This window comes from Phycisphaeraceae bacterium, from assembly GCA_019636795.1.
Taxonomy (GTDB): Bacteria; Planctomycetota; Phycisphaerae; order Phycisphaerales; family UBA1924; genus JAHBWW01.
The window spans coordinates 391,817-418,142 of record JAHBWW010000001.1 but is presented as its reverse complement, the minus strand read 5'-3'; the positions used below and the strand labels follow the sequence as shown (position 1 = coordinate 418,142).

Below are 26,326 nucleotides of genomic sequence, written 5' to 3'. Positions count from 1 at the left end.
CGACACTGTACCGCACCTGCCCGTGACTTGCCGACCGGGGCGGCGATGGACCGATACCCGCTTCGTGACCAAGAACACTTCAGAACGATGCCTGCTTGTCGGGACTCCTGCCAGCGTGGCTTTGGCCCGGCGGCAGCTGGACCTGCTGGATTGTCCACCTGTGGTCATTGGTGCGGTGCATGTGAATCCGGCAGAGGATGAGGGCTGTGAGCCGGTGGTGTTGAATCTGGGAGATGAGGCTGAGATTGCGGAGATCTGTCGTGCGCACGCGATTGATCTTGCGGTGGTGTCGCTGCCTGGGGCTCTGGCGGGGGTGGAGTCGCGTGTGAGGCAGAGGCTTGGGCGGGCGGGCGTGCGGGTGCGGGTGGTGCCGATGCTGACCGAACTGATGGCCCGCGAGCCGATGCTGGTGCGGGCTCGGCTCGGGCAGGCGATCGATCTGGCGTCGCTGGTGTCGCGCGAGCCTCACCGGGTCGAGCGTGAGCAGTTGTCGAGGCTCCTGCGCAATGCGCGGGTGCTAATCACTGGAGCGGGAGGGTCGATCGGGTCGGAAATTGCGCGTCTGTGCGCTTCGTTTGACCTGGCCCAGCTGGTGCTGGTCGATCGATCCGAGAATGCGCTGTTCGAGATTGACCGATCGCTGGGGCGCGGGCGTGCGAAAGTTTCGCGGCTGGCGATCATGCATGATGTCGTGGATGAGGCGGCAACGCTTCGGCTGGTGGGCGAGACCAGGCCCGATCTGATCTTTCACGCAGCGGCCCATAAGCACGTGCCTCTGATGGAAGATCATCCAGCCCACGCACTGATCAACAACTTTTTCGGGACACGCTCGATCGCGGATGCGGCGGTGGCACACGGGGTTGAGCGGTTCGTGCTGATCTCATCCGATAAGGCGGTGAATCCGTCTTCGGTGATGGGCGCGACCAAGCGCCTCGCGGAGATGTACATTCAGGGGCTGGCGCATGGCGGCTCGATGCGGACGCGGTTGAGCATGGTCCGCTTTGGAAATGTGCTCGGTTCGGCGTGCAGCGTGCTTCCGATCTGGGAGTCGCAGATCGCTGAGGGTGGTCCTGTGACGGTGACGGACGAGCGCATGACGCGGTATTTCATGACGATCCCGGAGGCAGCGGGGCTGGTGGTGCACGCGGCGAGTCTTGGAAGGGCTGATGAGGCGGAGGTCTTTGTTCTGGACATGGGCAAACCGATCCCGATTGTCGATCTCGCGCAGCGGTTCATTGCGGCACACGGGTTCAGGCCTGTCGTACAAACGGACGCGAATTCGGATCGAGCGTGGGACGAGATCGCAATCACGTTCACGGGTGCCCGTCCAGGCGAGAAGATTCATGAGGAATTGTCATACCACGAAGAGGGGCTTCGGCGGACCAGTCATACCGGTATTTTCGCGCTAGCGGACGCTCGGGCTCCGGACCCGGCGATGCTGGCGGCGATGGTCGAACACCTTGGGCGGGCGAGGCGGTCGGGTGACAGTCGCGAGGTGGTGACTGCAATTGCGCGGTTCATCCCGCACCTGACGAGGACGCGTGCTGCGGCATAATCGGCGTGATTGTCGGAATCGTCGGCCTGAGAGTCCGAAATAGTGCGTATGGCGGCAATAGGGGCTTTCCTGTTGTCACAACAAGAGTTACGGCTGTACACTTCATACGGATTTGGTCGCCCGTGTCGATCAAACGGCCTGGCGAACTTGATTCGGTGACAACCATCGTGAGAATCAGGAATGCACGAGGCGAGTGCCCAGTGCTCGACCAAGCCCCCCTGCTCGTCCGACCACAATGCGTGGAGGACGAGTGCATGACCATGACACAGAGATCAAAGATGATGGTCGAAACCCAGACCCAGCGTGACCGGGCCCTGAAACTGCTCGACGCCCTGCGCCAGGCCAAGACGCGGTCTGAAGAGAACCTGACTCGTCTGAACCAGACGGACCTGCTCAAGAAGGTCACGGGCGCCAGTTCGATGGATAACGCCATTGCGAGCACGCAGAGGCTGATTGACTCGTTCAACCGGGTGCTGGATCAGTTGCGCGACGAACTGGATGAAGAAGATCTGGCGATGCTGGGCGACATTGAGCGTCCGGCGCCTTCGGTCTCATAAGATTCGGGCGCATGCCCGACACCACACAACTTCGCGTACGCCGTCTTGACCCTCGCTCGACCCTGCCACGCGCTCATTCGGCGCTGGCGGCGGGACTGGATCTGGTCGCGTGCCTGCCGCGAGGTGAACATGATGCCGATTGTGTCACCATTGCGCCGGGCGAGATCGTGAAGATTCCGCTTGGGTTTTCAGTGGCGATTGCGGCGGGTTATGAGGGGCAGGTTCGGCCTCGGTCGGGCCTGGCGACCAAGCACGGGATCACCCTGCCCAACGCTCCTGGGACGGTTGATGCTGACTACCGCGGCGAGATGTTTGTGGCTTTGATCAATCTCGGACGTGAGTCTTACACGGTGCATCACGGCGACCGTATCGCGCAACTGGTCATCGCGCCCGTTGTGAGCGTGACGATTGTTGAAGTTGAGGAACTCGATGCGACCGATCGCGGCTCGGGCGGGTTCGGCTCGACGGGATTGCGGTAGGGGTAGCGGCTTGGCAGCGGTTGGGCTCGACCGGCGCGAGCGATCAAGCCGATACACGTACATGGGCATTCCGCGCACTGTTCCGCGCACCATTGCGACCAAGCCTCGTTTGACTGCGTTCGTTGCTTTGTACACGCTCGGGCTGGGGATTGTCGCGGGTTGGCAAGGCAATCTCGAGTTCGTGTTCTATACGATCGTGATGGGCGTGTTCATCGGGTTCATACTTTTTGTTGACTCGCGTGTGCGCTTCACGCGGCTGACGCTCTGGCTGCTTGCGACCTGGGGCCTGTTGCATATGGCTGGGGGCACGGTCAAGATTCCCGACGCGCTCACTGACGGCGACAAGAACGTGCTCTATGCCCTGAGGCTGGTGTCTTGGGTGCCGAGGTACGACCAGTTCGTGCATGTTTTCGGGTTTTTCGTTGCGGCGCTGGCGTGCGCGGAATCGCTGGCGGCGGCTTTTGGGCGCGGCAAACGTGCGGTACTTTCCGCTGGCGTGTGCTTCGGTGTCGCGCTGATGAGCATGGGGCTGGGCGCGGTGAATGAGGTGCTGGAGTTTGCGGTGACTCTCTTCGTCGAAGATCACGGCGTCGGGGGATATGTCAACACCGGATGGGATCTTGTGTGCAATGGCATTGGTGCGGTGCTCGGGGGCATGGCAGCGTATAGCCGCAATCCGGCGCGCGACAGTGGACTTGCGCCTTAAAAAAATCGGGGTTGCCGGCGCGCTTGGCCTCAGGCCAATGCTTCGTAGGTCACGAGCCTTGCGTCGGTGCGATTGATGATGTCGCTGACGCCCTTCTGGTTGAAGCCTTTGTATCCATCGTTGCGTTCGAGGTTTTCGAGGTGCGAGCCGACGGCACCATTGGCGCGGAAGCGATCGGCATCTGCGGACGTGATCTGTCCCGCGTCGAGCAGTCGCTTGATGCGGCGTTCGCTGACGGGCCAACGTTCGCCCTCGGTGAAGGCTTGACGCAGGTAGGTCATGTTGGTGAAGGGATCCATGACCTTGAGCCCGCCGGACTGGAGCTGGGTTGTGAGGGCGTCGTAGTCGAACTGACATTCGAGGTGGTGCATGCCGGCCTGGAGCACGCTCTCGCCATGGAGCGCGGTCCAGAGGCCGATGGTGCCCAGTTCGGCGCGTGGAGAGAGGGGCGTGTGTGCAAAGTCGCCAGCGAGTTCATCGGGCGAGAGATCGACATCGGCAAAGACGACGAAGCCGGTGACGGGTTGTTCGAGCACTTGTGCGCCCCACCCGGCTTCGTGGCCGGCGTAGAACCGTTCGCGGCACTTGAACCCGAGTTTTTCGAGCAGCGCGATGAGGCTCGTGAAGTGTGCGCGCGAGCAGCGGAAGGTGTGGTGGTCGTGGTTAGCCCAGCCCAGACCGAGGTGATCCTGTCGGGCTTTCTGCCAGCGTGCGGCGGTGTTGCGGCGTTCCCAGAAATCGCGTTCGGCCCGGAAGAACAGATCGCACACAAAGTCGACGCCAGTGTGTCCGCCGGTGCTCAGTTCGTCGATGGCGGCATCGACCAGAGCGTGCACATGGGTGAAGCCCTGATCATCGTTAGGCCAGTCGCGGCGACGCCTGCGGAAAGTCTCCATGTGGCGCAGGGCTGCGACTGATCGCCGCGGGTCGGCCTGTTTTTCGATCAGGCCGATGGAACCGTGGCGTTCGACGACGACGAGTTCGGTGTTGTCGCCGCGGAAGGCGACGGCCCGGCGCAGTTCGGTGAGAGGTTCGCCGGTGATCGGCGAATCGTTCGGCACGCCCCAGGCTGCGAGGAAGTCGCTGACCCAATCGACTTTGATGCCGATGCGCATGAGTTGGCCGTCGCCGAGGACGATGGCGGGGAACACGCCGCCGGTATGGATGTAGCGCTGGCTCGCGCCGGGGGCGGGATGATGTGAAAAGCCGACTGAGGTGAGTTGCTCGATCATCTCTTCGGTCTCGGGGACGCGAATGAAGTCGATCCAGTCGATGAAGCGGGTTGCGGTCTGGCTGTGCATGCGCTCGGCCAGCGTGCGCGAGCGTGAACAGCGCGAGAGGAACTCGGCGACGAGCTGCTTGACGAGGGCGAACGCGCGGGGCTGAGGCTCCCAGTGAAACAACTCGGACATCGGCGGGTCTCCCAAAAACTGCACAGGATGAGGCAGGTCGATATGGTAGAGGGGCAACGGCTCGCGCGGAAGGCCGCTCGCGACGCGAATTCTGCCATTTCATGGCCGCCGGAGCGTTTCAGGACTCGGGAAGAACGATGGCTTCAACGGGTGTCGTTGCGGCCTGGCTGGCGGGTGTCGGCCCCCTGACAGCACCAGCCTGGGCGGACTCCTCGAGCAGAGGTTGCGCCACAAGCATCAGCGCCACGACGGAGGCTGCCGAGATTGCCGCGACGATGGGCCGTGTGATGATGCCGGCCGATTCGACTTTCTGCCGATCGTTTGTGTTTGGCTTTTCGAGGTAGGGCGTCACAATCAGCCTCAGGTAGTAGCAGGCAGCGATGGCCGAGTTGATGCCCAGCACCACCACGAGCGCGATTTCGCCAGCACTGATCGCGGACGTGAACAAGCCAAGTTTGCCCACGAACCCGAGCAGCGGTGGCATGCCCAGCAGGCTCAGGCTGCACAAGACCATGCTCCAGCCGAGCACAGGATGAGTCCAGCACAACCCGCGAATGTCGTCGATGTCGTCGGCTTCGCGGCCATCGGCACGGCGGATCGACGCGAGCACCGCGAAGGTGCCCACGTTCATGAAGCCGTAGCACAGCAGGTAGAACAGGACAGCGGCGAGGCCATTGGTCGTGAAGACGCCCGATTCGCTGCCCGGCCCGGCGATGATGCCGACGAGCATGTATCCCGAGTGCGCGATGGATGAATACGCCAGGATGCGTTTGATCGATCGCTGCCGCAGGGCGAGGGTGTTGCCGACGGTCATGGTGAGTGCAGCCATGATCCAGAGGAGGTCGCGGATGGGTTCGGGCAGTGCGCTGCCGCGGTCGCCAAAGTTCCAGCCGATGGCGGCACACAGCATCATGATGGCGACGAACCCGGCCATCTTGGGCACGAAGGCCAGCATGGCCGACACCGAGGAGGATGCGCCCTGATACACGTCAGGCGTGTAGAAATGCATCGGCACTGCGGCAATCTTGAATGCGATGCCGACGATCGAGATCAGAACGCCAAGTGTGAGTGTCGGATTCATGCCATCGCGTGCGACGACGTGCGCGATGTCGATGAAGTGCGTCGCGCCCGACCCGCCGAAGATGAGCGCGAAGCCGTAGAGGAAGAATGCGGCCCCCAGCGCGCCGAGGAAGAAGTATTTGACTCCAGCCTCGTGACTGCGTGTGCCGCGTGTCGAAATGGTCACCATTACGTATGTCGGGAGGCTCGTCAGCTCGAGCGCCAGAAACAGCCAGATCAGGCTTTCGGCACTCGTGCACAGCATCAGCCCCGTCAGGCTGAACATGAAGAATGAGTAGAACTCTGCCCGATTCGATCTCAGCGGGTTGAACTTCTCGGCTCCCGTCTTGATCGACGCCTCGTAGTCGCGATCGACTGTGCCTGCCAACAGCAGCAGGAGCAGCAGCCCCACCGCTGCGATGACCACCTTGGCGAACGGCATCAGGTTGGGAAGGACGGCGTATGGATCGCTGGGCGCGTTGGCCGCGAGCCCTGCTGCCACGATCAGCCCCACCGCGCACACGAACGAACACATGCGGCGCACTTCGGCTGCCGGGCTGAGCCCGAGCACCATCACGACGCACGTTGTCAGGAACAGCGACAGTTCAGGCCAAAGAAGCGCGAGTCTGTCGATCACGGCTTCACCTCCGCCAACTGTTCGGTCCGCGAGACCACGCCAGCGTCAATCATTGACCGGGGACTCGCGTCGAACTGGTAGTTCTGGATCGAGATGTTCACCGGCTGCTCGATCGCACTCAGCAGTGGCTTGGGATACAACCCGAACACGAGACACCCCAACGCCAGCGGCAGCAGCGCCACGATCTCGCGCGGGCACAAGTCACGAGGCAGCGGGCCGTGGCCGTCATGATGATCCGCAGGTTCGATCAATGGCCCAAAGACAACCCGCCCGACCATGTAGAGCAGATAGATGGCACCGACGACCATGCCAAACCCGGCTGCGACTGCAAACCAAGGCCCGAGCGAACCGCTCGTCGCGCCCGGTTCGGTCGCTGCGAGCGCCGACGATGACTGGAACGTCCCGATCAGACAGAGGAACTCGCTGACGAACCCGTTCAAGCCCGGCAAGCCGACCGAAGCCATGACGAAGAACACCATGAACGTCGACCATACCGGCATCTTGGCAGCAAGCCCGCCGATCTGGCCCATGTCGCGCGTGTGATAGCGTTCATACATGAATCCGATCAGGAGGAAGAGCGCCCCCGTGCTCAGGCCGTGGCTGATCATGTACAGCACGCTTCCTGAAACGCCCATGGCATTCACCGCCACGAGCCCGAGGACACAGAACCCGAGGTGACTGACCGATGAATACGCAACGAGTTTCTTGACGTCGGTCTGCACCCAGCAGATCAGTCCCGCGTAGATGATGCCGACAATGCTCAGCATCGCGAGCATCGGGGCGTACTCCATGACCGCCAGAGGCACGAATCCGAGCACGAAACGATAGATTCCGTACGTCCCGAGTTTGAGCAGCACGCCCGCCAGGATGACTGACCCGGCGGTCGGCGCTTCGGTGTGCGCCAGGGGAAGCCAAGTGTGAACCGGGAAGAGTGGAACCTTGACCGCAAACCCCGCCAGCATCGCCGCCAGCACCCACCCTTGTGCCCGCGGGCTCATGGTCTGTGCAGCAACCGCCAGTTCGCCGATGTCAAGCGTCCAGACGCCGTAGTGCTGCGAGGCATGAAACGCAACATAGACAAGACCTGCAAGGGCAATCAGCGAACCGGTAAAGGTGTACAGAAAGAACTTGATCGACGCGACCTTGCGATTGGTCGAGCCGAACACACCGATCAGAATGAACATCGGCAGCAGCGTGAACTCGAAACAGATGTAGAAGACAACCAGGTCGCGGGCGCAGAACACCCCGATCATGGCTGTCTGAAGCACCAGAAGCCAGACATAGAACATGCGCTGGCGTTCGACGATTGCTGTCCACGACCCGAGCACACACAAAGGCCCGAGCAAAGCAGTGAGGGCGATGAGCAGGAGAGAAATCGAATCGACCCCGACCGAGAGCGACAGCCCGAAGGCCGGCAGCCAATCCACGCGCCCGGCGAACTGGAAGGATGCTGCACTGGCATAGTTGAACGAAAAGAGCATCATGAGGACCGGCACGACGGCGACCAGCGTGCCCAGGAGCGCAGTGCTGCGGGCTTTGGCAGCGGGCATCCACGCGACCATCGCTGCGAAGATCAGGGGCACAAGCAGCGCAGCAGGAATCAGCACGCTGTTCATGCCCACACCCCCGCACCTAACCCAGAATGATTCAGTGGTCGCGCCATTTATCCCTGCCTGCTCACGATCAAGAGGACAATCACGACGAACAGCGCCAGCCCGCCCGCCATGCTCCCGGCATAACTCTGCAACACGCCCGTCTGCCCGCGGCGCAGCCTGCCGCCCAAAGCCGAAGGCAACCATCCGGCCACATTCACCAGGCCATCGACCAGCAACATGTCAACGTACCTGAAGATCTGCGAGAACAGCAGCAGAGGTCTGCGGACGATGAGGTCATAGAACTCATCGACGTACCACTTGTTCTCAGCCCAGACCTGCACTCTGCCCACGGCCTTCTTTGCGGTCTCGGCCCCGGGCGCAAAGCCCGCCGAAGTGCGCCCGCGCAAGTGAAGCAGATAGGCAATCGCAATCCCGATCAGCCCGATGCCTGCCGAGATGAAGTACATCGCCTTGTGCGGATCAAGCCCGAGCAGTGCTGCCGACCCGTGCGCGTGATCGCCCTCATGCCCGAGATCAACGTGCGCGGTCGAATCGTGAATCATGCCCGAGACCCAGCCATGATCGCCGATGAAGTACAGCCCCGCAGCCACGATCGAAAGCCCCGCCAGCGTCGCCAGCACGAGGTTGATCGCCCAACCCGGCGCGTGTGGGTGGAACTGGCCGTGATGATCTTGATCGCCGGCCTCTGCGTGCCCTGCGTGCGCGACATGTGCAGCGGTATGCGAACCGTGGTCGCCGTGTCCGTCGTGTCCGTCATGCCCATGATCGTCGTGAGCGTGCACTTCATCGCCCGGCTCATATTCAACCGGGCCAAGAAACACACGGAAAAACACGCGGAAGGTGTAGTACGCCGTGAGCCCCGCTGTCAGCAGCAGGATCCAGCCCAAGAGCCCGAACCCCGGCGTGACGAAGCTTTCTGCCAGGATCATGTCCTTGCTGAAGAACCCGGCTGTAAGCGGGAAGCCAGAGAGATTCAGGCACCCGATGAGCATGCCGATCGAGACGATTCCCCAACCTTTCATCTTCGACACGCCGCTGAGTTTGCGCAAGTCGAGTTGGCCCGCAAACCCGTGCATCACCGCACCGCACGCCAGGAAGAGCAGGGCCTTGAAAAATGCGTGAGTCAGCACATGGAACGCTGCCCCGACGCTGGACATGACGCCGAGGCCTGCGAACATGTACCCGAGTTGCGACACGGTCGAATACGCCATGATGCGTTTGATGTCGAACTGCGCCATGCCGATGGTCGCTGCGAGCAAGGCTGTCAGAGCACCGACCCACGCCACGATCGGCAGCGCGAACTCGCTGGCCACGAACAGCGGATACGCCCGTGCGATCAGATACACGCCCGCCGTGACCATCGTGGCTGCGTGAATGAGGGCCGACACCGGCGTCGGGCCTTCCATCGCGTCGGGCAACCAGACATACAGCGGCAGCTGGGCACTCTTACCAAATGCGCCGACCATGAGCAGCAGGGCGATCCACTGCGCGGTCATCGGAATCTGATCGAAGTTGCCCTCGCGCGCCAGAGCCAGATAGTGCGCCAGTTTGTCGCTGGCAAAGAGGTTCGCGTACTCGATTGTTCCAAAGTGCACGAAAGTCAGATACAGCCCGAGCGCCAGCCCGAGGTCGCCCACGCGATTGACGATGAACGCCTTCTTGGCAGCCGCCACTGCGGAGGGTTTTTTGTAGAAGTACCCGATCAGCAGGTATGAACACAGCCCGACGCCCTCCCACCCGAGGTAGAGCATGACGAGGTTTGCACCCATCACGAGGCACGCCATCGAGAACACGAACAGGTTGAACGCTGCGAAGAATCGGCAGTACCCAGCGCCCACATCGTGGCTCATGTATTCGCTGGCGTACAAGGCGATCAACGTCGCAAGCCCCGTCACGAACAGCATCCACAGGATCGTCAACTTGTCGACGTAGAACCCGAACGACGACGTGAACTGCTGCCCGGGCTCATTGCCCCAGGCGATGCTGATCCAGTCCCACGCGTGCACGACCGTCGGCCCGTGTCCCTCGTGCCCGGCGAACATGGCCACCGTCAGCACAAACGACACCGCGAGACACGCGACCGTCGCAAACGCCGGGAGCTTTGACCGCACCCCCATGATCGCCATGAGCGTGCAGAGGATGACGCCGAGCATCGGCATTGCGGGGATCAGCATCACCCACGCCGGCGCACTGCCTGCTGCTGCAACATCCGCAGCCCCGAGAGTCATCGCCATGTCATTGAATCCTGGCACCCATCACTCCCGCACAGCATTCAGCCGTGAAGTTCACTCCACTCATCCGCGTTCAGCGATTCACGCTTCCTGAACAGCAGCACCACCAGAGCCAGCGCCATCGCGGCCTCTGCTGCAGCCACGGTCAGCACAAAGATCACGAACGTCTGCCCGTCAAAGTTCAGGTGGTATCGGCCGTAGGCGATCAGTGCCAGGCCGGCCGCCTGAAACATCAGTTCGGTACACAGGAACATGATGATCATGTTCCGCCGCGTGATAAACCCGATGACTCCGATCACGAACATCGCCGCCGACAGCAAGACGTAGTGCGCCAGCGTGATCTCGTCCATCTGGGCCGGATATCCGGCTTGCGCGAAGAGCTCAAGCATCATCACGCCCCTCTCCCAGCGCCAGTCTGCGGGCCTGCCGGGCCTTGGCTTCCTCTTCCAGATCCACCTGCTTGCGCGCCAGCACGGTCGCGCCCAGCATTGCCATCAGCAGGATCACGCCCGCGATCTCAAGCGTCATCGGATGGTCGGCCAGAAGATTGAACCCGAGTTGTTCGATGTTCGACGCCCGCAGGTCTTCGGGCACCTGCCTGGGCCCTGCCGATGTCATCACCTGCCCGCTCGCCGGATCAAACTGGGCGCGCCCGCCTTCGACCACCAGCGTCTGCCCCTTCTCGATCACGCCGGCTTCGCGCAGGTTGCGCTCGAGCTTTCGCGGCATGTCCGCGATCAGGGCACGATCCGCACCCGCAAGTCGAGGCGCGGGAAGTTGATCCACGCCTCGGAACAGCATCGTCGTGAGCGCCGCCAGAAGGACGAACCCGACCGCAGCCGCCCAGATCGGTTCGCGCGCCACTGCGTCGTACCCCTCGAGACGATCCGTGTCACCCTCGGTCGGGGCCTGTGTCGCCAGCATGATGACGAACAGGTATGTGATCAGAATCGCACCCGCGTAGATGATGATGAGTGCAAAAGCCATGAACTCGGCCGACAGAAGGACAAAGAGCCCTGCCGAGGCGATCACGGTCAGAATGAAATACAACGCCGAATAGACCGGCCTCGGATGCGTGATCATCCGCACCGCACTGCCCACACTCAGCAGCGCGAAGACATAGAAAAAAAGATTCGGCAGTCGAACCACGTCCCCGGCTGCCAGGAACAACATCAACAGCCCGAGCCCGCCGCCACCCAGCGCGACCAGCGCACCGATCAGCGAAAGCCCCGGCTGACGACGCGGCAACGCGAGCGCCACCCCCACAGCCCCGGCGGCACACGCCCCATACAGCAGAATCGGGAGCAAAAACTCGTTCACAGTCGGATCCGGTCCTCGAAAGTCGTGTCAGGCGGGAGTGTATCGGATCCTCTCGCCGAACACCGGGCAGAACACTTCTGCACAGTGGGGCGAGAGGATAGAGCCACTCGCGCCATCCTTCAACCGCGCCTAGCCCAACGCGCCCTGCCCTGTGCCACTTTGCTAGCATCCGCACGCAATGCCCGACCCTGCGACAACCCGCCTGCCCGCGTGGAAGACCCACCTCCCCAACGCGCTCACCCTTGTGCGCGTCGCGCTCGCAGCCGCCCTCTTTGCGATCATCACCCTCGCCATCGGCCCCCCCGACGCATTGGCGGGACTCACGCACGACGCCCGATGGCTGTTTCTGGCCACCGGTATCTTCTCTATAGCCGCCCTCACCGATGCGCTTGATGGCTACTTCGCACGCCGATGGCATGTCGTCTCGCCTCTGGGCCGAGTCATGGACCCATTTGCCGACAAGATCCTCATCCTCGGCTCGTTCATCTGCCTTGCCGGACATGATTTTCACACCGCCCAAGGCGTCACCATTTCCGGTGTTACGCCGTGGATCGCCATTGTCATTCTCGCCCGTGAACTTCTCGTCACCACGATCAGGGGGGTATATGAGGCGGCGGGTGTCGATTTTTCCGCAAACAGGGCGGGAAAATGGAAAATGATCCTCCAGTGTGCCGCGATCCCGGCGATCTTCCTCATCCTCGCGTTCTTCCCCGCTCTCCCCGGCTCGACAGCGCGAACCTTCATTCTTGGCTTGGTCTGGATTACTCTTGCGGTGACTGTGTGGTCAGGCATTCCATATGTAAGCCGCGCGATCCGATCGTCTGGCAAATTGGGAAACAAAGTCCCATGAACAAGTATCCAGGTTTGTCGTGGCGCCTTATCACTACTTTCGGGCTGGGTCACATGCGACCCGCGAGCGGGACGTGGGGATCTCTTCCCCCGGTTGTGGTGGCTGGCGCGCTCATCGCGCTCGGGGCGGGCCCGGGTGCGATGCCGATTGTGTATTTTGGGTTGCTTTCCCTCATTTTGGTGGTGTTCAGTGCGGCGTGCATCATTCGTGGGGACGAGGCTGAAGCGCGATGGGGGAGTGATCCGTCGGAAGTTGTGGCGGACGAAACCGCTGGCCAGTGCCTGCCTCTGATGCTTATCTCGGCCCACGCGCAGAGCCCGCAAGCGGTGCTGTTTTTGCTCGGCGTGTCGTTCTTCGCGTTTCGACTCTTTGACATCGCCAAAGTTGAACCAGCCAACTCACTTCAGAGGCTTCCTTCAGGCTGGGGCGTGCTGCTTGATGACATCGCGGCTGGCGCGTATGCGATGGTTGTGGTGTGGCTCGCGGGATTGATCGTTGTTTCGGGGTGATTGCCTTGACGTGTGCGTGATGCCGGGCACGAGATTGAGGCCATAATCCGGGCATGACAACAACTTCGCTCGCTGGACTCTGGGAACTCAAGCCTGACGCCGACCTGCCTGCGCGCAGTGCGCCTGTTCCTGATGCGTGGCAATGGGTCTATCCGGATACCCCGGGCGTGGACGTCGTGACCTATCGGAAGAGTGTTGACACCGAGCCGCTGCAACCAGGTGAGCGGCTTTGGCTGCGGTTCGAGGCTGTCGCTACTTCTGTCAGCGTGCGCGTCAATGGCCAGGACGTCGGTTCGCACGTCGGGGACTGGATTCCGTTTCAGTTCGAGATCACAAGTCAGGCGGCATCGAGGCTGGAGATCGAGGTGACGGTGGATCGCCTCCGCCCGGGGCCTGTGCGCGAAGTCAACGGGCACCCTCAGCAGTCGGGCCACATCACCAAGGGGTTTCACGATGTGCTCAGTGCTCAGCACGCGGGTCTCTGGCAGGATGTCTCGCTCGTGCGCACCCGTTCGATGTGCGTGAGACCCAACGGCGCGTGGATCTCGACCGATGGCGATATGGTGAGCATTCACTGCGAACTTGCGACCACTGACCACACGGGTGGGACGCTCAGCGTGACGCTGCTCGACCCGCACGGCAACCCCATCGGCAATGGTGATGCGCCCATCACTGCGGGCACAAACACAGCGTCAGTCGTGATAAAGGTCGAGAATCCACAGAAGTGGTCGCCCGACACGCCGACGCTGTATGCAGCCGTCGTCTCGTTGATGGACAGCGCTCCCTCACACACGATCCGCGAGCGCTTCGGATTTCGGCGTGTGCATGTCTCGGATGATGGCAAGCAGATTCTGCTCAACGACTCGCCGATCTTCATCAGCGGAATTCTCGACTGGGGGCATGAGCCGCACCGGATCTCGCCAGCCCCGACCGAAGCCGAACTTCGCGAGCGTTTTGGCGCTCTGCGCAGCATGGGATTCAACTGCATCTGCATCTGCATGTGGTATCCGCCGCGGGCGTTTTATGACCTTGCTGACGAGATGGGCATCCTGATCTGGCAGGAACACCCCGTCTGGAAAAGCGACATGAGCGATGAGCGCATCGAGGAGTACAAGGAACAGTTTGAAGAGTTCTTCAGAATGGACCGCAACCATCCTTCGGTGGCGATCGTCAGCGGCGCGTGCGAGCACGAAGCGTTCAATCCGAAACTTGCGACATGGTGGTGGGCTGAAGCACAGCGACAATTGTCGGATCGACTCATTCAGATTCAGACCGCGTTCCTCGCGTGGACCGACCTGGAGAAGACGGATCTGTATGACGAGCACACGTACGAAGGGTCGGGGCGCTGGGCGTTTTATCTGCGCGACCTCGATGCCGCGCTCGAGGCGCGCCCCGCCAAGCCGATCGTCATGGGCGAGAGTGTGCTTGGGGTGGGATGGCCCGATGTTGCGCGATATGACGCGATCGGCGACTCGCCGTGGTGGATGCCCCCGGCGCTCGACAAGGCCCGCGCCCTCGAGCAGCGCGTCAACGCGCTCGATGGCGAAGGCGCAGCGCGAGGCCTGGTCGCGGTGAGCGATCGCAGCAACCTGGCCTTGCGCAAATTCCAGACCGAACTCTTCCGCATGAACCCGCAGCACTCCGGGATGGTGGCCAACAGCATCCGCGATGTGGCGATCTGTCCTTGCGGGTTTCTCGACGACTTTGGCAGGTGGCGATTCGACTTCGACGATGTGCGCGCGTTCATGGGCGATGCGGTGCTGCTGATTTTGGCGCCCGAGTATCGCTCTGGGTTTGCGGGAGGTTCAAGCGTGCATGCCGAGATCGGCCTGTCGAACTTCTCGACTGCGACGATCGAAGGCGACATTGTGGTGCGCACGCTCACAACACAAGAGGCCGAGCAGTCGCTCCGGGTTTGTGCGGCACCTGGCCAAAGCCCGTTTTTCGCACTGTCGATCGAACTGCCTGTTGTTGATCGTCCGACGCCGGTGCCGATCCAGGCGTCGATCGGTGGTGTGCGCAACACCTGGACGCTCTGGGCACTTCCTCGTGTGGCGGCGTTGCCACACGTTTCGATTCTGCGCGGTGTGCCGTTCGAGGATGAAGAAATCGCGTTCGGGTTTGAAGAGCGCAAGTACTCTTCGGGGTGGGGGCTGCCCGTCGCCACTTGGTCGCCGCGCCAGCCGGACCCGCAGGCGCTACTGCCACATGCGCCGGGGTTTGACTTGGCATCAACTGAGGTTGCAGCCGAAGCGCTGATCGTGACGCATCGATTGACGCCGGAGATTCTTGAAGCGCTCGAGGCGGGGGCGCGCGTACTGCATCTTCCTTCCAAGGCACGAGGGAGCCTTCCGACGACGACGGTCACGGGGTTTGGGCAGGTGCCCTGGATCCGCCCGGTTGGGCCGCTGGCGCGTTTCGGCCGCGAGTGGATCGAGGATCTGCTCGAGTACGATCTGATGCGTCTTTGGACTCGCGGCGTGTGTGTGAGCGACCTGGGGCTTGTGGACGCCTTCGAGCCTTTCATCAGGCTTCTCTACACGCACGACATGGCCGACAAGATCCGCGAGATCGACATGCTCAGCGCGACGCGCGTGGGGCAAGGAGTGCTGGCGATCTGCTCGTGCGACCTGCACGATGATCCGGGGCGTGTGCTGCTGGCCGAGGTGCTCAACTGGCTCGATACGCGAACCGGCCAAAGCATGTCTCATCAACTGGACATCGAAACGCTCAAAGGGCATCTGCTGGCCGATGCGAGCGTGCATCCGGCGACTGCGTAGCGTTTCGATGCTCCCTAGAGTGGTCCTATGAGTGCGATTGCGACAACACCGGTCAAGCCGACGAAGGGTGGCGAGCATCCCGTTGCGGAGTTGCGCAATGTTCGCAAGACATACTACAAGCCTGACGGCACGATCATGGTCGAGGCGCTGCGAGGCCTGGACATCGTGATCGGTTCGGGCGAATACGTCGCGATCATGGGCTCATCGGGCTCGGGCAAGTCAACGCTGATGAACATTCTCGGGTGTCTTGACCGCCCATCGGAGGGCACGTATCTGCTCGATGGCGTGCCCGCGTCGGAACTGTCCGACGAGGATCTTTCGCGTTTTCGTGGCGTGAAAATTGGATTCGTGTTTCAGGCGTTCAACCTGATTCCACAGTTGACGGTCGAAGAGAATGTTTCGGTGCCGTTGTTTTATCAGGATGTTCCCAAGCGCGAGAGGCTTGCGAGAGCGATTGAATCGCTCGACGCGGTCGGTCTGGGCGATCGGCTCGGGCACAAGCCGCGCGAACTTTCGGGCGGACAGCAGCAGCGCGTGGCCATCGCGCGGGCACTTGTGACTCGCCCGGTTGTGCTGATGGCCGACGAACCCACAGGAAACCTCGACTCGAAGACCGGCGAAGCGATTCTGCAACTCTTCGAACGCCTGCACGACGAAGGCATGACCATTCTCATGGTCACGCACGACGACGATGTGGCGGAACGGTGCAAGCGCGTCATTCGTCTGCGTGACGGGCTTGTCGAGTATGACCGCCTCGTCAGCAAGGGCTGAAGCATCACTCTTCGGGCTTGGGTGAAGGAGCGGGGCGCGGCGCGGCGCGAGGCTTGATGAATAGGCCTTGGAAGATGATGCCGATGATGGCGGCTGCACCCCACGCGATGACCCACTCTCGTGGCCCGAAACCCGCGACAACGTCGGTCCATGGCATTGGCGATTGTGTGCCCAACCATGCGAGGCTGTAGAGCGAGACGCCGGACCCGAGCGACGCTGTCACGACGGCGCTGGCGCGCTGATGCGCGATAAGCCCGATGAGCAGGCCGAGTGTGAGCCCGCCGAAGGTCATCGCTGCGACGCGAAGTCGCCCGCCTTCGTCGAGCGCGTCCCATCGCTGCCTGACATCACCCATGCTCGCGCTCACAAAGGTGGTGGCTCGCTCGGTTGCGGTAATGAGGCTTGACTCGGTGGGCGGAACCGCCTGGTCCGAAGTCGTGTTTTGCACGATGGTCGTGTCAACGACTGGTACTGCTGGCGGAAGCTCTGCGGCAGATGGTTCGCCGGCCGGCCCGAGTGTTGCCAAACCTGTAATCAATCCGGCCACAGCAAAGACCAACCCGGACCCGAGGGTGATTGCGGTGCGATAGAGCGCTCCGGCCAAGAGTGCGCCGAGAATCGCGCCGAGCACGAGCCCGATCAGCGACGCTGGATAGCCGGCGATGGTGGTGATTTCGAGATGTTGAGGCGCGATGATGCCAGCAGCGGCACCAATCGCCCCGCCAAGGATGAAGACGACCGGGCCAAGAACTTTGTGCCCGAACAGCCACAGAATGACCCCGCACGCCAGCCCGAGAACGATCAGGCCGAGGACGGGCACCTGACTCGTTGCGGGGTCGAACGAGGAGATCTGCTGGAGAAATCCTGAGGGATCGGGGTTCATACGATAATCTTTCGGAAGCGTGGGGGTCGGATTGCTCGATGAAATGTGGCCCAGGGCAACGATGAGCCTCTAACGATAGCAGACGAATCCCGGAACAGGTGTGTTCGACGACGGACACCAAGGAACCAGAGCATGGCCCGTAAACCGACACCCCGATCAAAGTCGCCGAACCACCTGGACAAGGTCGAGGTGCCCGGGGGGAGTTTGTCGGCTTCGGAAACCCCCGACCAGACCCGAGCGCTCAACGACCTTCGTCAGCGTATCGACCAACTTGATGCGAAACTGGTTGCGCTGCTCAATGAGCGTGCTGGTCTGGTTGTGGAAGTCGGCAAAGCCAAGCAGCGTTCGGGGACGCCGATCTACGCCCCCCACCGCGAAGCGGAGGTACTTCAGCGTGCTCTCGATGCCAATGCGGGCCCGCTTTCGGATCGGACGATTGAGGGGGTGTTTCGTGAACTCATGAGCGGGTCGTTTGCGCTGGAGCATCCGCTGCGCATCGGGTACCTTGGGCCTCCGGGGTCGTACTCGCACATTGCTGCGATCAAGCAGTTTGGCTCAACGGTCTCGCCCGAAGATCTGCACACGATCGCGGGTGTGGTGACGGAGGTGCGGCGTGGGCATGTGAACTATGGGCTGGTGCCGATTGAGAACTCGACCGGCGGAGGCATTACGGAAACGATGACCGCTCTGCAGGAGCATGCGGGGCATGTTTATGTGTACGCGGAAGTGCAGATCGCGATTCACCATGCGTTGCTGGCCAACTGTGAGCCGAGCCAGATTCGCAGGATTCACTCCAAGCCGGAAGTGCTGGAACAGTGCCGGATGTGGCTGGCGACGCAGTTTCCGGCTGCTGAACTGATCGCGGCTCCGAGTTCGAGCCGTGCGGCGCAAACGGCGGTGGACGAGAATCGAAGTGATGCGATCATGGGGGCCCCCCCGGGTTCGGCGGCGGTGGGCTCGACTCTGGCGGGGCAGTTGTATGGGCTCAACGTGCTTTTTGAAGAGATCGAGGACAATCCGAACAACATTACGCGGTTCTATATCCTGAGCCAGCAGCGGGCCAAACGTTCGGGCGATGACAAAACGAGCGTCATGTTCAACACCATCGACAAGCCTGGGGCGCTGGTGTCGGTACTGAGCGTGTTTGACCGTGCAAAGATCAACCTGACCCATATTGACAAGCGTCCGAGCGGTCGTGACAACTGGCAGTACACGTTCTTTGTGGATGCGCAGGGGCATCAGGACGACCCGGTGGTGGCCGAGGCCCTGGCGGAGGCGAGCCAGCACTGCCGCGAACTGATCGTGCTTGGCAGTTTCCCCCGTTCCAAGCGGATTCTCTGATTGGCGGGTTCCATCCCGGGCGGGGGGCTGGCGGGTTTTATACGAACACTTTGTGAACCGTCATGAACTTGCGCGAGCGTGCGACGAGGTGTCGCACAATTTGAAAAAAACTCTTTGTGTTTGGGGAACCTCCGAGTAGACTCCGGTTCTGGAAGCGAGGATCACTCGATCCTTTGGTGAAGACACACACAGGAAGAATGGGGTACAAATATGTCTACGTGGAGTCGTCGTTTTGGGAAGTGGGGCCCGGGGGCGAGTGCGGCCCTCGTCGCACTTGCGTGCGGAGCACCAGTTGCCTGTGGGCAGGGTGAATGGGTCTACCGGGACGCGCTGGGCAATCGGGTGGAGCGCAGCTCGAATCACAGCACCGCCCGCATGTGGAACGAGGCGTTGCTGTATGCGATCGAGCGTGACTTTGCCCGCCCGACGATTCACGCGCGCAACCTGTTCCATACGTCGGTGGCGATGTATGACGTGTGGGCTGCGTACGACACAATCGCCGATCAGTTCAAGCATCACGAACGCGCCACCGCGGCCGATGTTGGGGCTGCCCGGAGTGAAGCGATCAGTTACGCGATGTATCGCCTGCTGCGGCATCGTTTTGCGACGTCGCCGGGGGGCAATGCGTCCCGGGCGTATTTCGACAACCTGATGAACACTCTCGGGTACGACATCGATTTCACTTCGACCGAAGGTGATACGCCAGCTGCGCTGGGCAACCGCGTGGCAGCGACGATCATCGCATGGGGATTGACGGACGGGTCGAACGAAGGTGCGGGGTACGCCAATCAGTACTATGCCCCGATCAATCCGCCGCTGGTGGTGGCGCTCGAGGGCAACCCGGATCTCGTGGACATGAATCGGTGGCAGCCTCTGGCACTCGATTTCTTCGTGGACCAGGGCGGGAACGTGATCATCGGCGGCTTCCCGCCGTTCCTGAGCCCCGAGTGGGGCAATGTTGATGCGTTTGCGCTGCACGAGTCGGACATGGTCCTGGCGCAGCGCGATGGGCACGATTGGCCATTGTTCCATGATCCTGGCACACCACCTCAGTACGGTGGCGCCAATGACCACGTGTACCGTTGGGGTTTTGAGATGGTGTCGACATGGAGCAGCCATCTCGATCCGAACGACGGCGTGATGTGGGATGTGTCTCCGGGCAGAATCGGCGACGCGATCTATCCCGCAGACCTTCTGGATTTCACGCTGTATCCGTCGTGGTACGACATGTACACCGGTGAAGAAGGAAGCGTTAACGGCCATGCCCTGAACCCGGCGACGGGGCTGCCTTACGAGCCTCAGATTGTCCCTCGTGGCGACTACACGCGTGTGCTGGCGGAGTTCTGGGCCGACGGTCCACAGTCGCATACTCCTCCGGGGCACTGGTACGACATCTTCAACTATGTGGTGGACCATCCGCAGCACGAGCGTCGGTTTGGTGGCACCGGGCCGATCATGGATGCGCTGGAATATGACGTGAAGTCATACATGGCGCTGGGTGGGACGGTGCATGACGTCGCGGTGTCGGCATGGGGGCTTAAGGGGTACTACGACTACATCAGGCCGATCTCTGCGATTCGGGCCTTGGCGGATCGCGGCCAGTGCTCCGATCCGAATCAGGCTTCATTCCACCCGGATGGCATCACGCTGCACCCCGGCTTTGTTGAGGTCATCACGTCCGAAACGACCGCGTTTGGAGAGAAGCACGAACACCTCTTCGGCGAAGAGGGCAAGATTGCAATCCTTGCATGGCGTGGACCTCCTTACCTGTCCGATCCGACGACCGACGCAGCAGGCGTGGGCTGGATTCTGGCCGGGAACTGGTGGTCGTATCAGCGTGCGACATTCGTGACGCCGCCGTTCGCGGGTTACGTTTCGGGCCACAGCACGTTCAGCCGTGCGAGTGCTGAAACGATGACGTTGATCACGGGCAATGAGTTCTTCCCTGGCGGGATGGGCGAGTTCCACTATGAGGCCAACGGTTCGCTGATTCACGAGTTCGGTCCCAGCGTTGATGTGACGCTGCAATGGGCCAAGTATCGCGATGCGTCGGACCAGTGCTCGCTGTCGCGAATCTGGGGCGGCATTCACCCGGCGATCGATGACTTGCCGGGCCGGTGGATGGGAAGCCGCATCGGGCCTCGCGCCTTTAACTATGCGAACATGCTGTTCAATGGTCGCGTGTCATGCCCGGCCGACTTCGCGGCTCCATACCGCAGGCTCGATTTCTTCGATCTTCAGTCGTTCCTCAGGGCGTTCAGCCAGCAAAGCGCTGAAGCCGACATCGCTGCACCATTTGGCGTGCATGATATCGCCGACGTGCAGGCATTCCTGACGGCCTACAGCAAGGGCTGTCCGTAAGAATCAATGGGATTTTTCCGCTTTGCTTGACTCGGGAACGGTTCGAAAGGACCGTTCCCTTTTTTATGCTTGCCCGCTGCGAGCGAATCGTCGTGGGTCCGTGTACGCTTGGGGCATGTCGATCCTGCTCGTTGCTGCTGGCGCGATGCTCGCCTCAGCGCAGATCCAGTTTGTCGATGCCACCGAACGACTCGGGCTTGGCGCGATCGCCGCGACGCGCGTGGTGCTGGCCGACGTGAACGGCGATCGGAGGCCCGACCTGATTGTCGGCGGGAGAACGATTTTTCTGAACCTTGCAGATGAAGACGGCACGCCGACATTCGTGCGCGTTGCAGAGACGGGGTTGCCGGAAATCGGCCCCGGCGATTGTGTCGTTTTTGCGGATCTGGACGGAGATGGACTGGCAGACGCGCTCGTGACTCGGCATGTCACGCGAACGACGGACCTGATGTTGCCGATGTCGTGGTCGAAGGGTCGCGGCGATGGTTCGTTCGAGCCGCCCAGAACGATTGAGGCAGAGTTACGCACAACGAGCGCGGTGGCGGTTGGCGACTTCAATGCCGATGGCTTGCTCGATGTGTACTTGGGCAACTGGTATTCGGCTTACGGCGAAAACGTCGAGGCGTTTGCCAATGATCTGTTGATCCAGCGTCCACGACGCGGAGAGGACATCACCTTCGAGCGGGTCGCGCTCCCAGAGGATGAGGCCCGGTTCAACGAAGAGGATGATGCGGCCGGGCGGCCAACATATGGTGTGATGATGCTGCGCTCGCTTGCGCACGATCGGCCTCAGCCTGCTCTGCTGGAACTCAACTATGGGAGGCGAGCCAATCGACTCTGGACCGTCATCGACGAGCGATTCGTTGATGCGGCGGCGGCAACCGAACTTGCGGGCGATGCGATCACGCATGGCCGATACCCGCTGTGGCTCAAGGAACGCGCGAAAACCGATGCGAGGTTCGATCGCCCGGATGAAAAATTCTTTCGGTCGCACGGCAACACATTCGACGCAGCGATCGGGGACGTCAATGCGGATGGATCGTTCGACTTTTTTCTTGCCGAGATCACACACGGCTGGGCGGGCGAGAGTTCGGATCGTTCGCGGTTTGTGCTGACATCCCCCGGGCGCGAAGGGCCGACTTTTTGGACGGACCGTAACTTGAATGCCGATCGCGTGCCGAAAGATATCGGCGTGCTCAACTGGAATCAGGGCGACTTGTTCTGCGAACTCGCGGACTTTGATCACGACGGGCGGCTGGACCTGCTGATTTCGTCGGGCGATTATCCTGACAATCAGAGGCTGCGTGCCTTCAGGCAGCAACATGACGGCTCGTTCGTGGATGTGACGGATTGGTCGGGGATCGATCACGACGGCAGCCAGCAGATCGCGATCGGTGATCTCGATCTGGACGGAGACCTCGATATCGTGGTTGGGCAGTCGTTCAATCGGTATCCGGAGGCCAAGAAGGCGGGGCGTGAGCCGAGGCTGAAGGTCTACTTGAATCAGGCCATCGAGCGCAACAGCGGAAACTCGCTGATGCTGACGCTGGAGGGTCATTCGGATCTGGCGATTGCTGGTGATGCGCTCGGCGCGATGGTGAGTGTCGAGGCGGATCCTGATGGATCGGGGACTGTTGTGAGGCAGGTGCGTCAACTCATCGGCATAGGCGGACATGCCGGCAAACAGCACGCCTTCGAGTTGCATTTTGGGATTGGTCGCGCGACTCGTGCCGAGCGGGTGGTCATCGAATGGAACACGCTGCCGCCGCTCCGGACGGTGCTGAGCGACGTGACGATGGGGCGGCATCACATCCGCGCGATCGAACACCATGGAACCAATGCGGAGGAGAACCCGTGATGAAATTTGCCCTTGCGATGCTGGGAGTGGTTGTCTTGCTGATGCAGGGGTGCGCGGGGCCGCGGGCGGGTGTGGTCTTTGTTCTTGACGCTGATGCGTACGAGAGCGCGATTGGCGCTTCGCGAAGTGTTCTGCGTGATGCGGGGTTCGAGATTGATCGCGTCGATGCCGAGGCCGGAATCATCACAACGCTTCTCAAGCCCACTGCCGGTTTCGCGACACCCTGGGACGGCGAGCAATCAACGCTGGGGCAGGAAACGTCGGACCTGCTCAATCAGCAGCATCGATCGGTGACGATCACGTTCGCCAGCGATAATCCGGATGCGGATCTTCGCCTTACAACTGAGCCCATTGCAGCTCGGGTGGATGTCGTGATTTACCGGATTCGTACTTCGGGGTGGAAGATTGAAACGGAGACGATCAGCCGGAGTTCATTCTCGCGCGATCCGATCGCGCAATCGCAAGGCTCGCCGGGACGTTTCGCTCAGCCTGTCAAACGCGATGACAAGCTCGCCGAGCGGCTTTCGGCCCGCATTCAGGCGGCGATGGGGCGTGACATCAGTACGCCGATGGTGCAGCAAGGGACTCCATGATCGGCCGGCCTGTATCACTTGATGTATTGCCAGATGAAAGTACTGTCGAACAACATGGAGATCATGACCAGCAGCACTGCGGGCACCATCAGCACGAACCAGTGAAACACGGGTTGGGCCACATTGAAACATCGCCTGAGCACCATCCACCACCAGATGCCGATCCAAACTGCGACCAGCAGAATGATGAAGGGGTAGTAGTCCGCGATGAACTCGTAGATCCGGTACGGCCACGAGACCGTCGCAGCACCAACGAGAGCCTCGGTCGCCATGGCCAGATGGATGATCGGGATGCACACGATCCACGCATGCCCATAGACCGTCGCGCGGACGATATGAATGGGACGAACCTTGGCGCGTCGTCGGGTCTCGGGCAGCACCAGCAAGAGCACAGGAAAGAGGAGTGACTGGCTCATGAGACCCAGCAATCCCGGGCTCCAGTCGGTGACCCAGAAATCCAGACTCAGGCGTGATTGACCCGCGAGTCGCTGCCCGTAGCAGTCGGCGACCGGATGGATGAATGCGTTGATGATCTCCGCCTTGAGCGCGACTCCGCTGAGCATGCCTTGTGATGCCCAGACCAGAGCCGTGGCCAGACGCACCGCACACACCAGTGCCCAGAGCGTAATGAACCAGACTGGGAGCCACCAGAGCATTTTCAACCGGGGCTCGTGGTGCATCTTGACCTTCGACCAGAACCATCCGGGCCACAGCGTCCAGAGCAGAGTTCGAAAGGCAGCAACCCAGGAGCCCCACTTGCCCGAAGCATGTTCGAAAAACCCCCTCAGGATGCGGCGTTTCGGATTCATCACGTCGGACCATGCAAAGGTGTAGCCGCATTCGCTGCACAGGCCTTGAAGCGGGCACGTGTCAGCCCATGTGGCGATCAGGCCACTCTGGTCGTAGTTGCAGCGCGGGCATGCGTGGCTGGCGGAGTCTGGCAAACGTGAGTGCTTCTTCAGCATGACCCGCCTCTGTGCGATGGTGCACAACCGAATGTACCCGATTTCAACGCGTGCGGTTGCGTCTCGATCCACTCGTGACAGGGTGAGGAACCGCTTGTGTTACGCAAGGGCCGAGCGTATCTGAGCGGCCTGGCGGATGATCGCGATTGCGGCATCGATCGGCAGTTGTGTTGCGCCGTCACTCGCAGCCTGGCTCGGTTCGGGATGAGCCTCAAGGAAGAGTGCGTGCACTCCCGCAGCGACAGCGGCTCTGGCCAGCAAGGGTGCTCGCTCGGGTCTACCGCCGGTTTGTTCGCCCGAGCCCGGCAACTGAGTCGAGTGTGTGACATCAAAGCACACCGGAGGCTGGCTTGAACGCCCGAATGCGGAACAGTCGAGTTCCATCAGATCGCCGACGCCAAGAAAATCGTTGATGAGGCGGTGATACCCGAAGAAGGTGCCACGCTCGGTGAGCATGACGTTGTCGCACCCGGCTTCGTGAAGTTTGCGAACGGGTCCGGCCATTTCGCGCGGCGAAAGGAACTGGCCTTTCTTGACGTTGACAGCACGAGCGTGTCGAGCAGCCGCCTCGCCAGCCGCAGCCAGCAAGTCGGTCTGGCGGCAGAGGAAGGCAGGGATCTGCAACAGGTCCACCACTGATGCCACGACATCAGCCTGTTCGGGCGCGTGCAAATCGGTTGTGATGGGCACGCCGAGGTTTTCGCGGATTGCGGCGAGGCTCTCAAGGCCCTCCTTGATCCCGGGCCCTCGTTTCGAAGTGATGCTTGTGCGGTTGGCCTTGTCGAAGGACGCCTTGAAGATGTATGGCAGGCCTGCCTGGGCACATGCGTCGCGGATCGCGCGACCGACTTCGAGCCCGAGCTCGAGTGATTCGAGCGTGCAAGGGCCCGCAATGATCGCCAGAGGCCGGCCTGCCCCGATCCGAATGTCGCCCACCATGCATGTACCGCTCATGGCTCAAGCGTATGCCAAAGACACTGGCGGACAGTGTTCAGTCCAGATGCTGGAGATGTCTGTACGGGCTGCAAAAGTAGTCCGATAATGGTTGTTCGAGCATGGTTTGCTCATTTTTCTCCGGAACGACTGGCACATCGGCGATCCGGTTGTAGGTTTCAATGTGCCGGACGTGGGGTCAGGTTTAAACCATTTGGAGGTGCGAATATGCGGAAATTAGTGATGTCCTGTGTGATGGTGTTGGCTGCGGGTGGCGCTGTTGCCCAACTCCAGAATGCCGACTTCGAGAACAACACGACCAATATGTTTGGGAGGCCGGACTTCTGGACCCCCAATGGAGGGTGGGCCGACCACGCTTCGTTTGCTCGCCCGGGCAACGCCAGCCTCGGGCTGTACTTCGCCTTCTACTCTGGTGGAGCCGCGGAAACCATGGGGCAGGTCTCGAACCTGATTTATCAGGCTGGGAACACCTACACGTTTTCAAGCTGGGCAACTGGTGGCGGTAACGACACCGGCGTCGTCAGCTATGAGATCGGGTACGACGACGGCCTGGGTAACTTCATCCGCCTCGCGGTCGAGACATACGAACTGACTGGGCTGGGCATGTGGATCCAGACCGCGGGCGTCTCACACACTGTTGATGACGGCAGCGACGAAATTGGTCGCAATGTCTGGGTCCGCTTCGGAAACGCGAACTCTGGCAGCAGCAGTGACTTATGGCTTGACAACGTCACCCTCATTCCTGCCCCGGGAGCTCTTGCCGTTCTCGGGCTGGGCCTTGCCGGGCTGGCACGTCGGCGCCGCGCCTGATCGGGCAGGGGATTCGAGCGTCCACCAATGAAACAACGGGTCGGCCTCTGAAGGTCGACCCGTTTCATGTTTTGTCAGT

Annotated in this window: 22 protein-coding genes; 13 read left to right on the top strand and 9 right to left on the bottom strand. The window is 61.4% G+C overall.

What is annotated here, in order from left to right; genetic code table 11:
* The first annotated feature begins 64 nt into the window (after nt 1–64).
* From KF757_01790 to KF757_01775, 4 genes are all read left to right on the top strand, one after another.
* Nucleotides 65–1,555: a polysaccharide biosynthesis protein gene (locus KF757_01790; protein ID MBX3321701.1), complete on the top strand. Its 1,491-nt coding sequence runs from the start codon at nt 65–67 to the stop codon at nt 1,553–1,555.
* A gap of 260 nt (nt 1,556–1,815) precedes the next feature.
* Nucleotides 1,816–2,112 (top strand): hypothetical protein, encoded by a 297-nt coding sequence (locus tag KF757_01785; protein MBX3321700.1) that lies wholly within the window; start codon nt 1,816–1,818, stop codon nt 2,110–2,112.
* A gap of 11 nt (nt 2,113–2,123) precedes the next feature.
* Nucleotides 2,124–2,591 (top strand): dUTP diphosphatase, encoded by a 468-nt coding sequence (gene dut, locus KF757_01780; GenBank protein ID MBX3321699.1) that lies wholly within the window; start codon nt 2,124–2,126, stop codon nt 2,589–2,591.
* Nucleotides 2,592–2,652: 61 nt separating this feature from the next.
* A complete protein-coding gene (locus KF757_01775) occupies nt 2,653–3,297 on the top strand; it encodes a DUF2238 domain-containing protein (protein ID MBX3321698.1) in 645 nt (214 codons plus the stop codon).
* A 29-nt stretch (nt 3,298–3,326) separates the two neighbouring features.
* Here the strand turns inward: KF757_01775 and KF757_01770 are convergent, their stop codons facing one another.
* The 6 genes from KF757_01770 to KF757_01745 form a co-directional block, all read right to left on the bottom strand.
* Nucleotides 3,327–4,709 carry a hypothetical protein gene (locus KF757_01770; GenBank protein ID MBX3321697.1) on the bottom strand — a complete coding sequence of 461 codons (1,383 nt, stop codon included), beginning with the start codon at nt 4,707–4,709 and terminating at the stop codon, nt 3,327–3,329.
* 118 nt (nt 4,710–4,827) lie between these two features.
* Nucleotides 4,828–6,405, bottom strand: coding sequence for an NADH-quinone oxidoreductase subunit N (locus KF757_01765; protein ID MBX3321696.1), 1,578 nt, complete (start codon nt 6,403–6,405; stop codon nt 4,828–4,830).
* Nucleotides 6,402–8,021: an NADH-quinone oxidoreductase subunit M gene (locus KF757_01760; GenBank protein ID MBX3321695.1), complete on the bottom strand. Its 1,620-nt coding sequence runs from the start codon at nt 8,019–8,021 to the stop codon at nt 6,402–6,404. The genes KF757_01765 and KF757_01760 overlap by 4 nt, the downstream gene beginning before the upstream one ends.
* Before the next feature lie 47 nt (nt 8,022–8,068).
* Nucleotides 8,069–10,255: an NADH-quinone oxidoreductase subunit L gene (gene nuoL, locus KF757_01755; GenBank protein ID MBX3321694.1), complete on the bottom strand. Its 2,187-nt coding sequence runs from the start codon at nt 10,253–10,255 to the stop codon at nt 8,069–8,071.
* A gap of 38 nt (nt 10,256–10,293) precedes the next feature.
* Nucleotides 10,294–10,602, bottom strand: coding sequence for an NADH-quinone oxidoreductase subunit NuoK (gene nuoK, locus KF757_01750; protein MBX3321693.1), 309 nt, complete (start codon nt 10,600–10,602; stop codon nt 10,294–10,296).
* A gap of 31 nt (nt 10,603–10,633) precedes the next feature.
* Nucleotides 10,634–11,572: an NADH-quinone oxidoreductase subunit J gene (locus KF757_01745; protein ID MBX3321692.1), complete on the bottom strand. Its 939-nt coding sequence runs from the start codon at nt 11,570–11,572 to the stop codon at nt 10,634–10,636.
* A 178-nt stretch (nt 11,573–11,750) separates the two neighbouring features.
* Between KF757_01745 and pgsA the strand changes: the two genes are divergently transcribed.
* The 4 genes from pgsA to KF757_01725 all read left to right on the top strand — a co-directional run bounded on the left by pgsA (nt 11,751) and on the right by KF757_01725 (nt 16,482).
* Nucleotides 11,751–12,422 (top strand): CDP-diacylglycerol--glycerol-3-phosphate 3-phosphatidyltransferase, encoded by a 672-nt coding sequence (gene pgsA / locus KF757_01740; GenBank protein MBX3321691.1) that lies wholly within the window; start codon nt 11,751–11,753, stop codon nt 12,420–12,422.
* Nucleotides 12,419–12,931 (top strand): phosphatidylglycerophosphatase A, encoded by a 513-nt coding sequence (locus tag KF757_01735; GenBank protein ID MBX3321690.1) that lies wholly within the window; start codon nt 12,419–12,421, stop codon nt 12,929–12,931. The genes pgsA and KF757_01735 overlap by 4 nt, the downstream gene beginning before the upstream one ends.
* A 53-nt stretch (nt 12,932–12,984) precedes the next feature.
* Complete coding sequence (locus KF757_01730; protein MBX3321689.1) at nt 12,985–15,711, top strand: hypothetical protein; 2,727 nt, start codon at nt 12,985–12,987, stop codon at nt 15,709–15,711.
* A gap of 135 nt (nt 15,712–15,846) precedes the next feature.
* The gene (locus KF757_01725) at nt 15,847–16,482 is read left to right on the top strand and encodes an ABC transporter ATP-binding protein (protein MBX3321688.1); all 636 of its coding nucleotides are present in this window, start codon (nt 15,847–15,849) and stop codon (nt 16,480–16,482) included.
* Nucleotides 16,483–16,486: 4 nt separating this feature from the next.
* Here the strand turns inward: KF757_01725 and KF757_01720 are convergent, their stop codons facing one another.
* A complete protein-coding gene (locus KF757_01720; protein ID MBX3321687.1) occupies nt 16,487–17,365 on the bottom strand; it encodes a hypothetical protein in 879 nt (292 codons plus the stop codon).
* A 132-nt stretch (nt 17,366–17,497) separates the two neighbouring features.
* Between KF757_01720 and pheA the strand changes: the two genes are divergently transcribed.
* The 4 genes from pheA (at nt 17,498) to KF757_01700 (ending at nt 23,518) form a co-directional block, all read left to right on the top strand.
* The gene (gene pheA / locus KF757_01715) at nt 17,498–18,706 is read left to right on the top strand and encodes a prephenate dehydratase (protein ID MBX3321686.1); all 1,209 of its coding nucleotides are present in this window, start codon (nt 17,498–17,500) and stop codon (nt 18,704–18,706) included.
* A gap of 210 nt (nt 18,707–18,916) precedes the next feature.
* Nucleotides 18,917–21,067 (top strand): vanadium-dependent haloperoxidase, encoded by a 2,151-nt coding sequence (locus KF757_01710; protein ID MBX3321685.1) that lies wholly within the window; start codon nt 18,917–18,919, stop codon nt 21,065–21,067.
* 115 nt (nt 21,068–21,182) lie between these two features.
* On the top strand, nt 21,183–22,925 hold the full coding sequence (locus KF757_01705; protein MBX3321684.1) for a CRTAC1 family protein: 1,743 nt from the start codon (nt 21,183–21,185) through the stop codon (nt 22,923–22,925).
* Nucleotides 22,925–23,518 (top strand): hypothetical protein, encoded by a 594-nt coding sequence (locus tag KF757_01700; GenBank protein MBX3321683.1) that lies wholly within the window; start codon nt 22,925–22,927, stop codon nt 23,516–23,518. Before KF757_01705 ends, KF757_01700 begins: the two co-directional genes overlap by 1 nt.
* A 14-nt stretch (nt 23,519–23,532) precedes the next feature.
* On the opposite strand, the gene KF757_01695 is transcribed toward KF757_01700, so the two are convergent.
* Together KF757_01695 and kdsA are read right to left on the bottom strand one after the other, a co-directional pair.
* Nucleotides 23,533–24,483, bottom strand: coding sequence for a hypothetical protein (locus tag KF757_01695; protein MBX3321682.1), 951 nt, complete (start codon nt 24,481–24,483; stop codon nt 23,533–23,535).
* Between the two features lie 99 nt (nt 24,484–24,582).
* Complete coding sequence (gene kdsA, locus KF757_01690; protein MBX3321681.1) at nt 24,583–25,437, bottom strand: 3-deoxy-8-phosphooctulonate synthase; 855 nt, start codon at nt 25,435–25,437, stop codon at nt 24,583–24,585.
* A gap of 207 nt (nt 25,438–25,644) precedes the next feature.
* Between kdsA and KF757_01685 the strand changes: the two genes are divergently transcribed.
* Nucleotides 25,645–26,247: a hypothetical protein gene (locus KF757_01685; protein MBX3321680.1), complete on the top strand. Its 603-nt coding sequence runs from the start codon at nt 25,645–25,647 to the stop codon at nt 26,245–26,247.
* Nucleotides 26,248–26,326 lie beyond the last annotated feature (79 nt).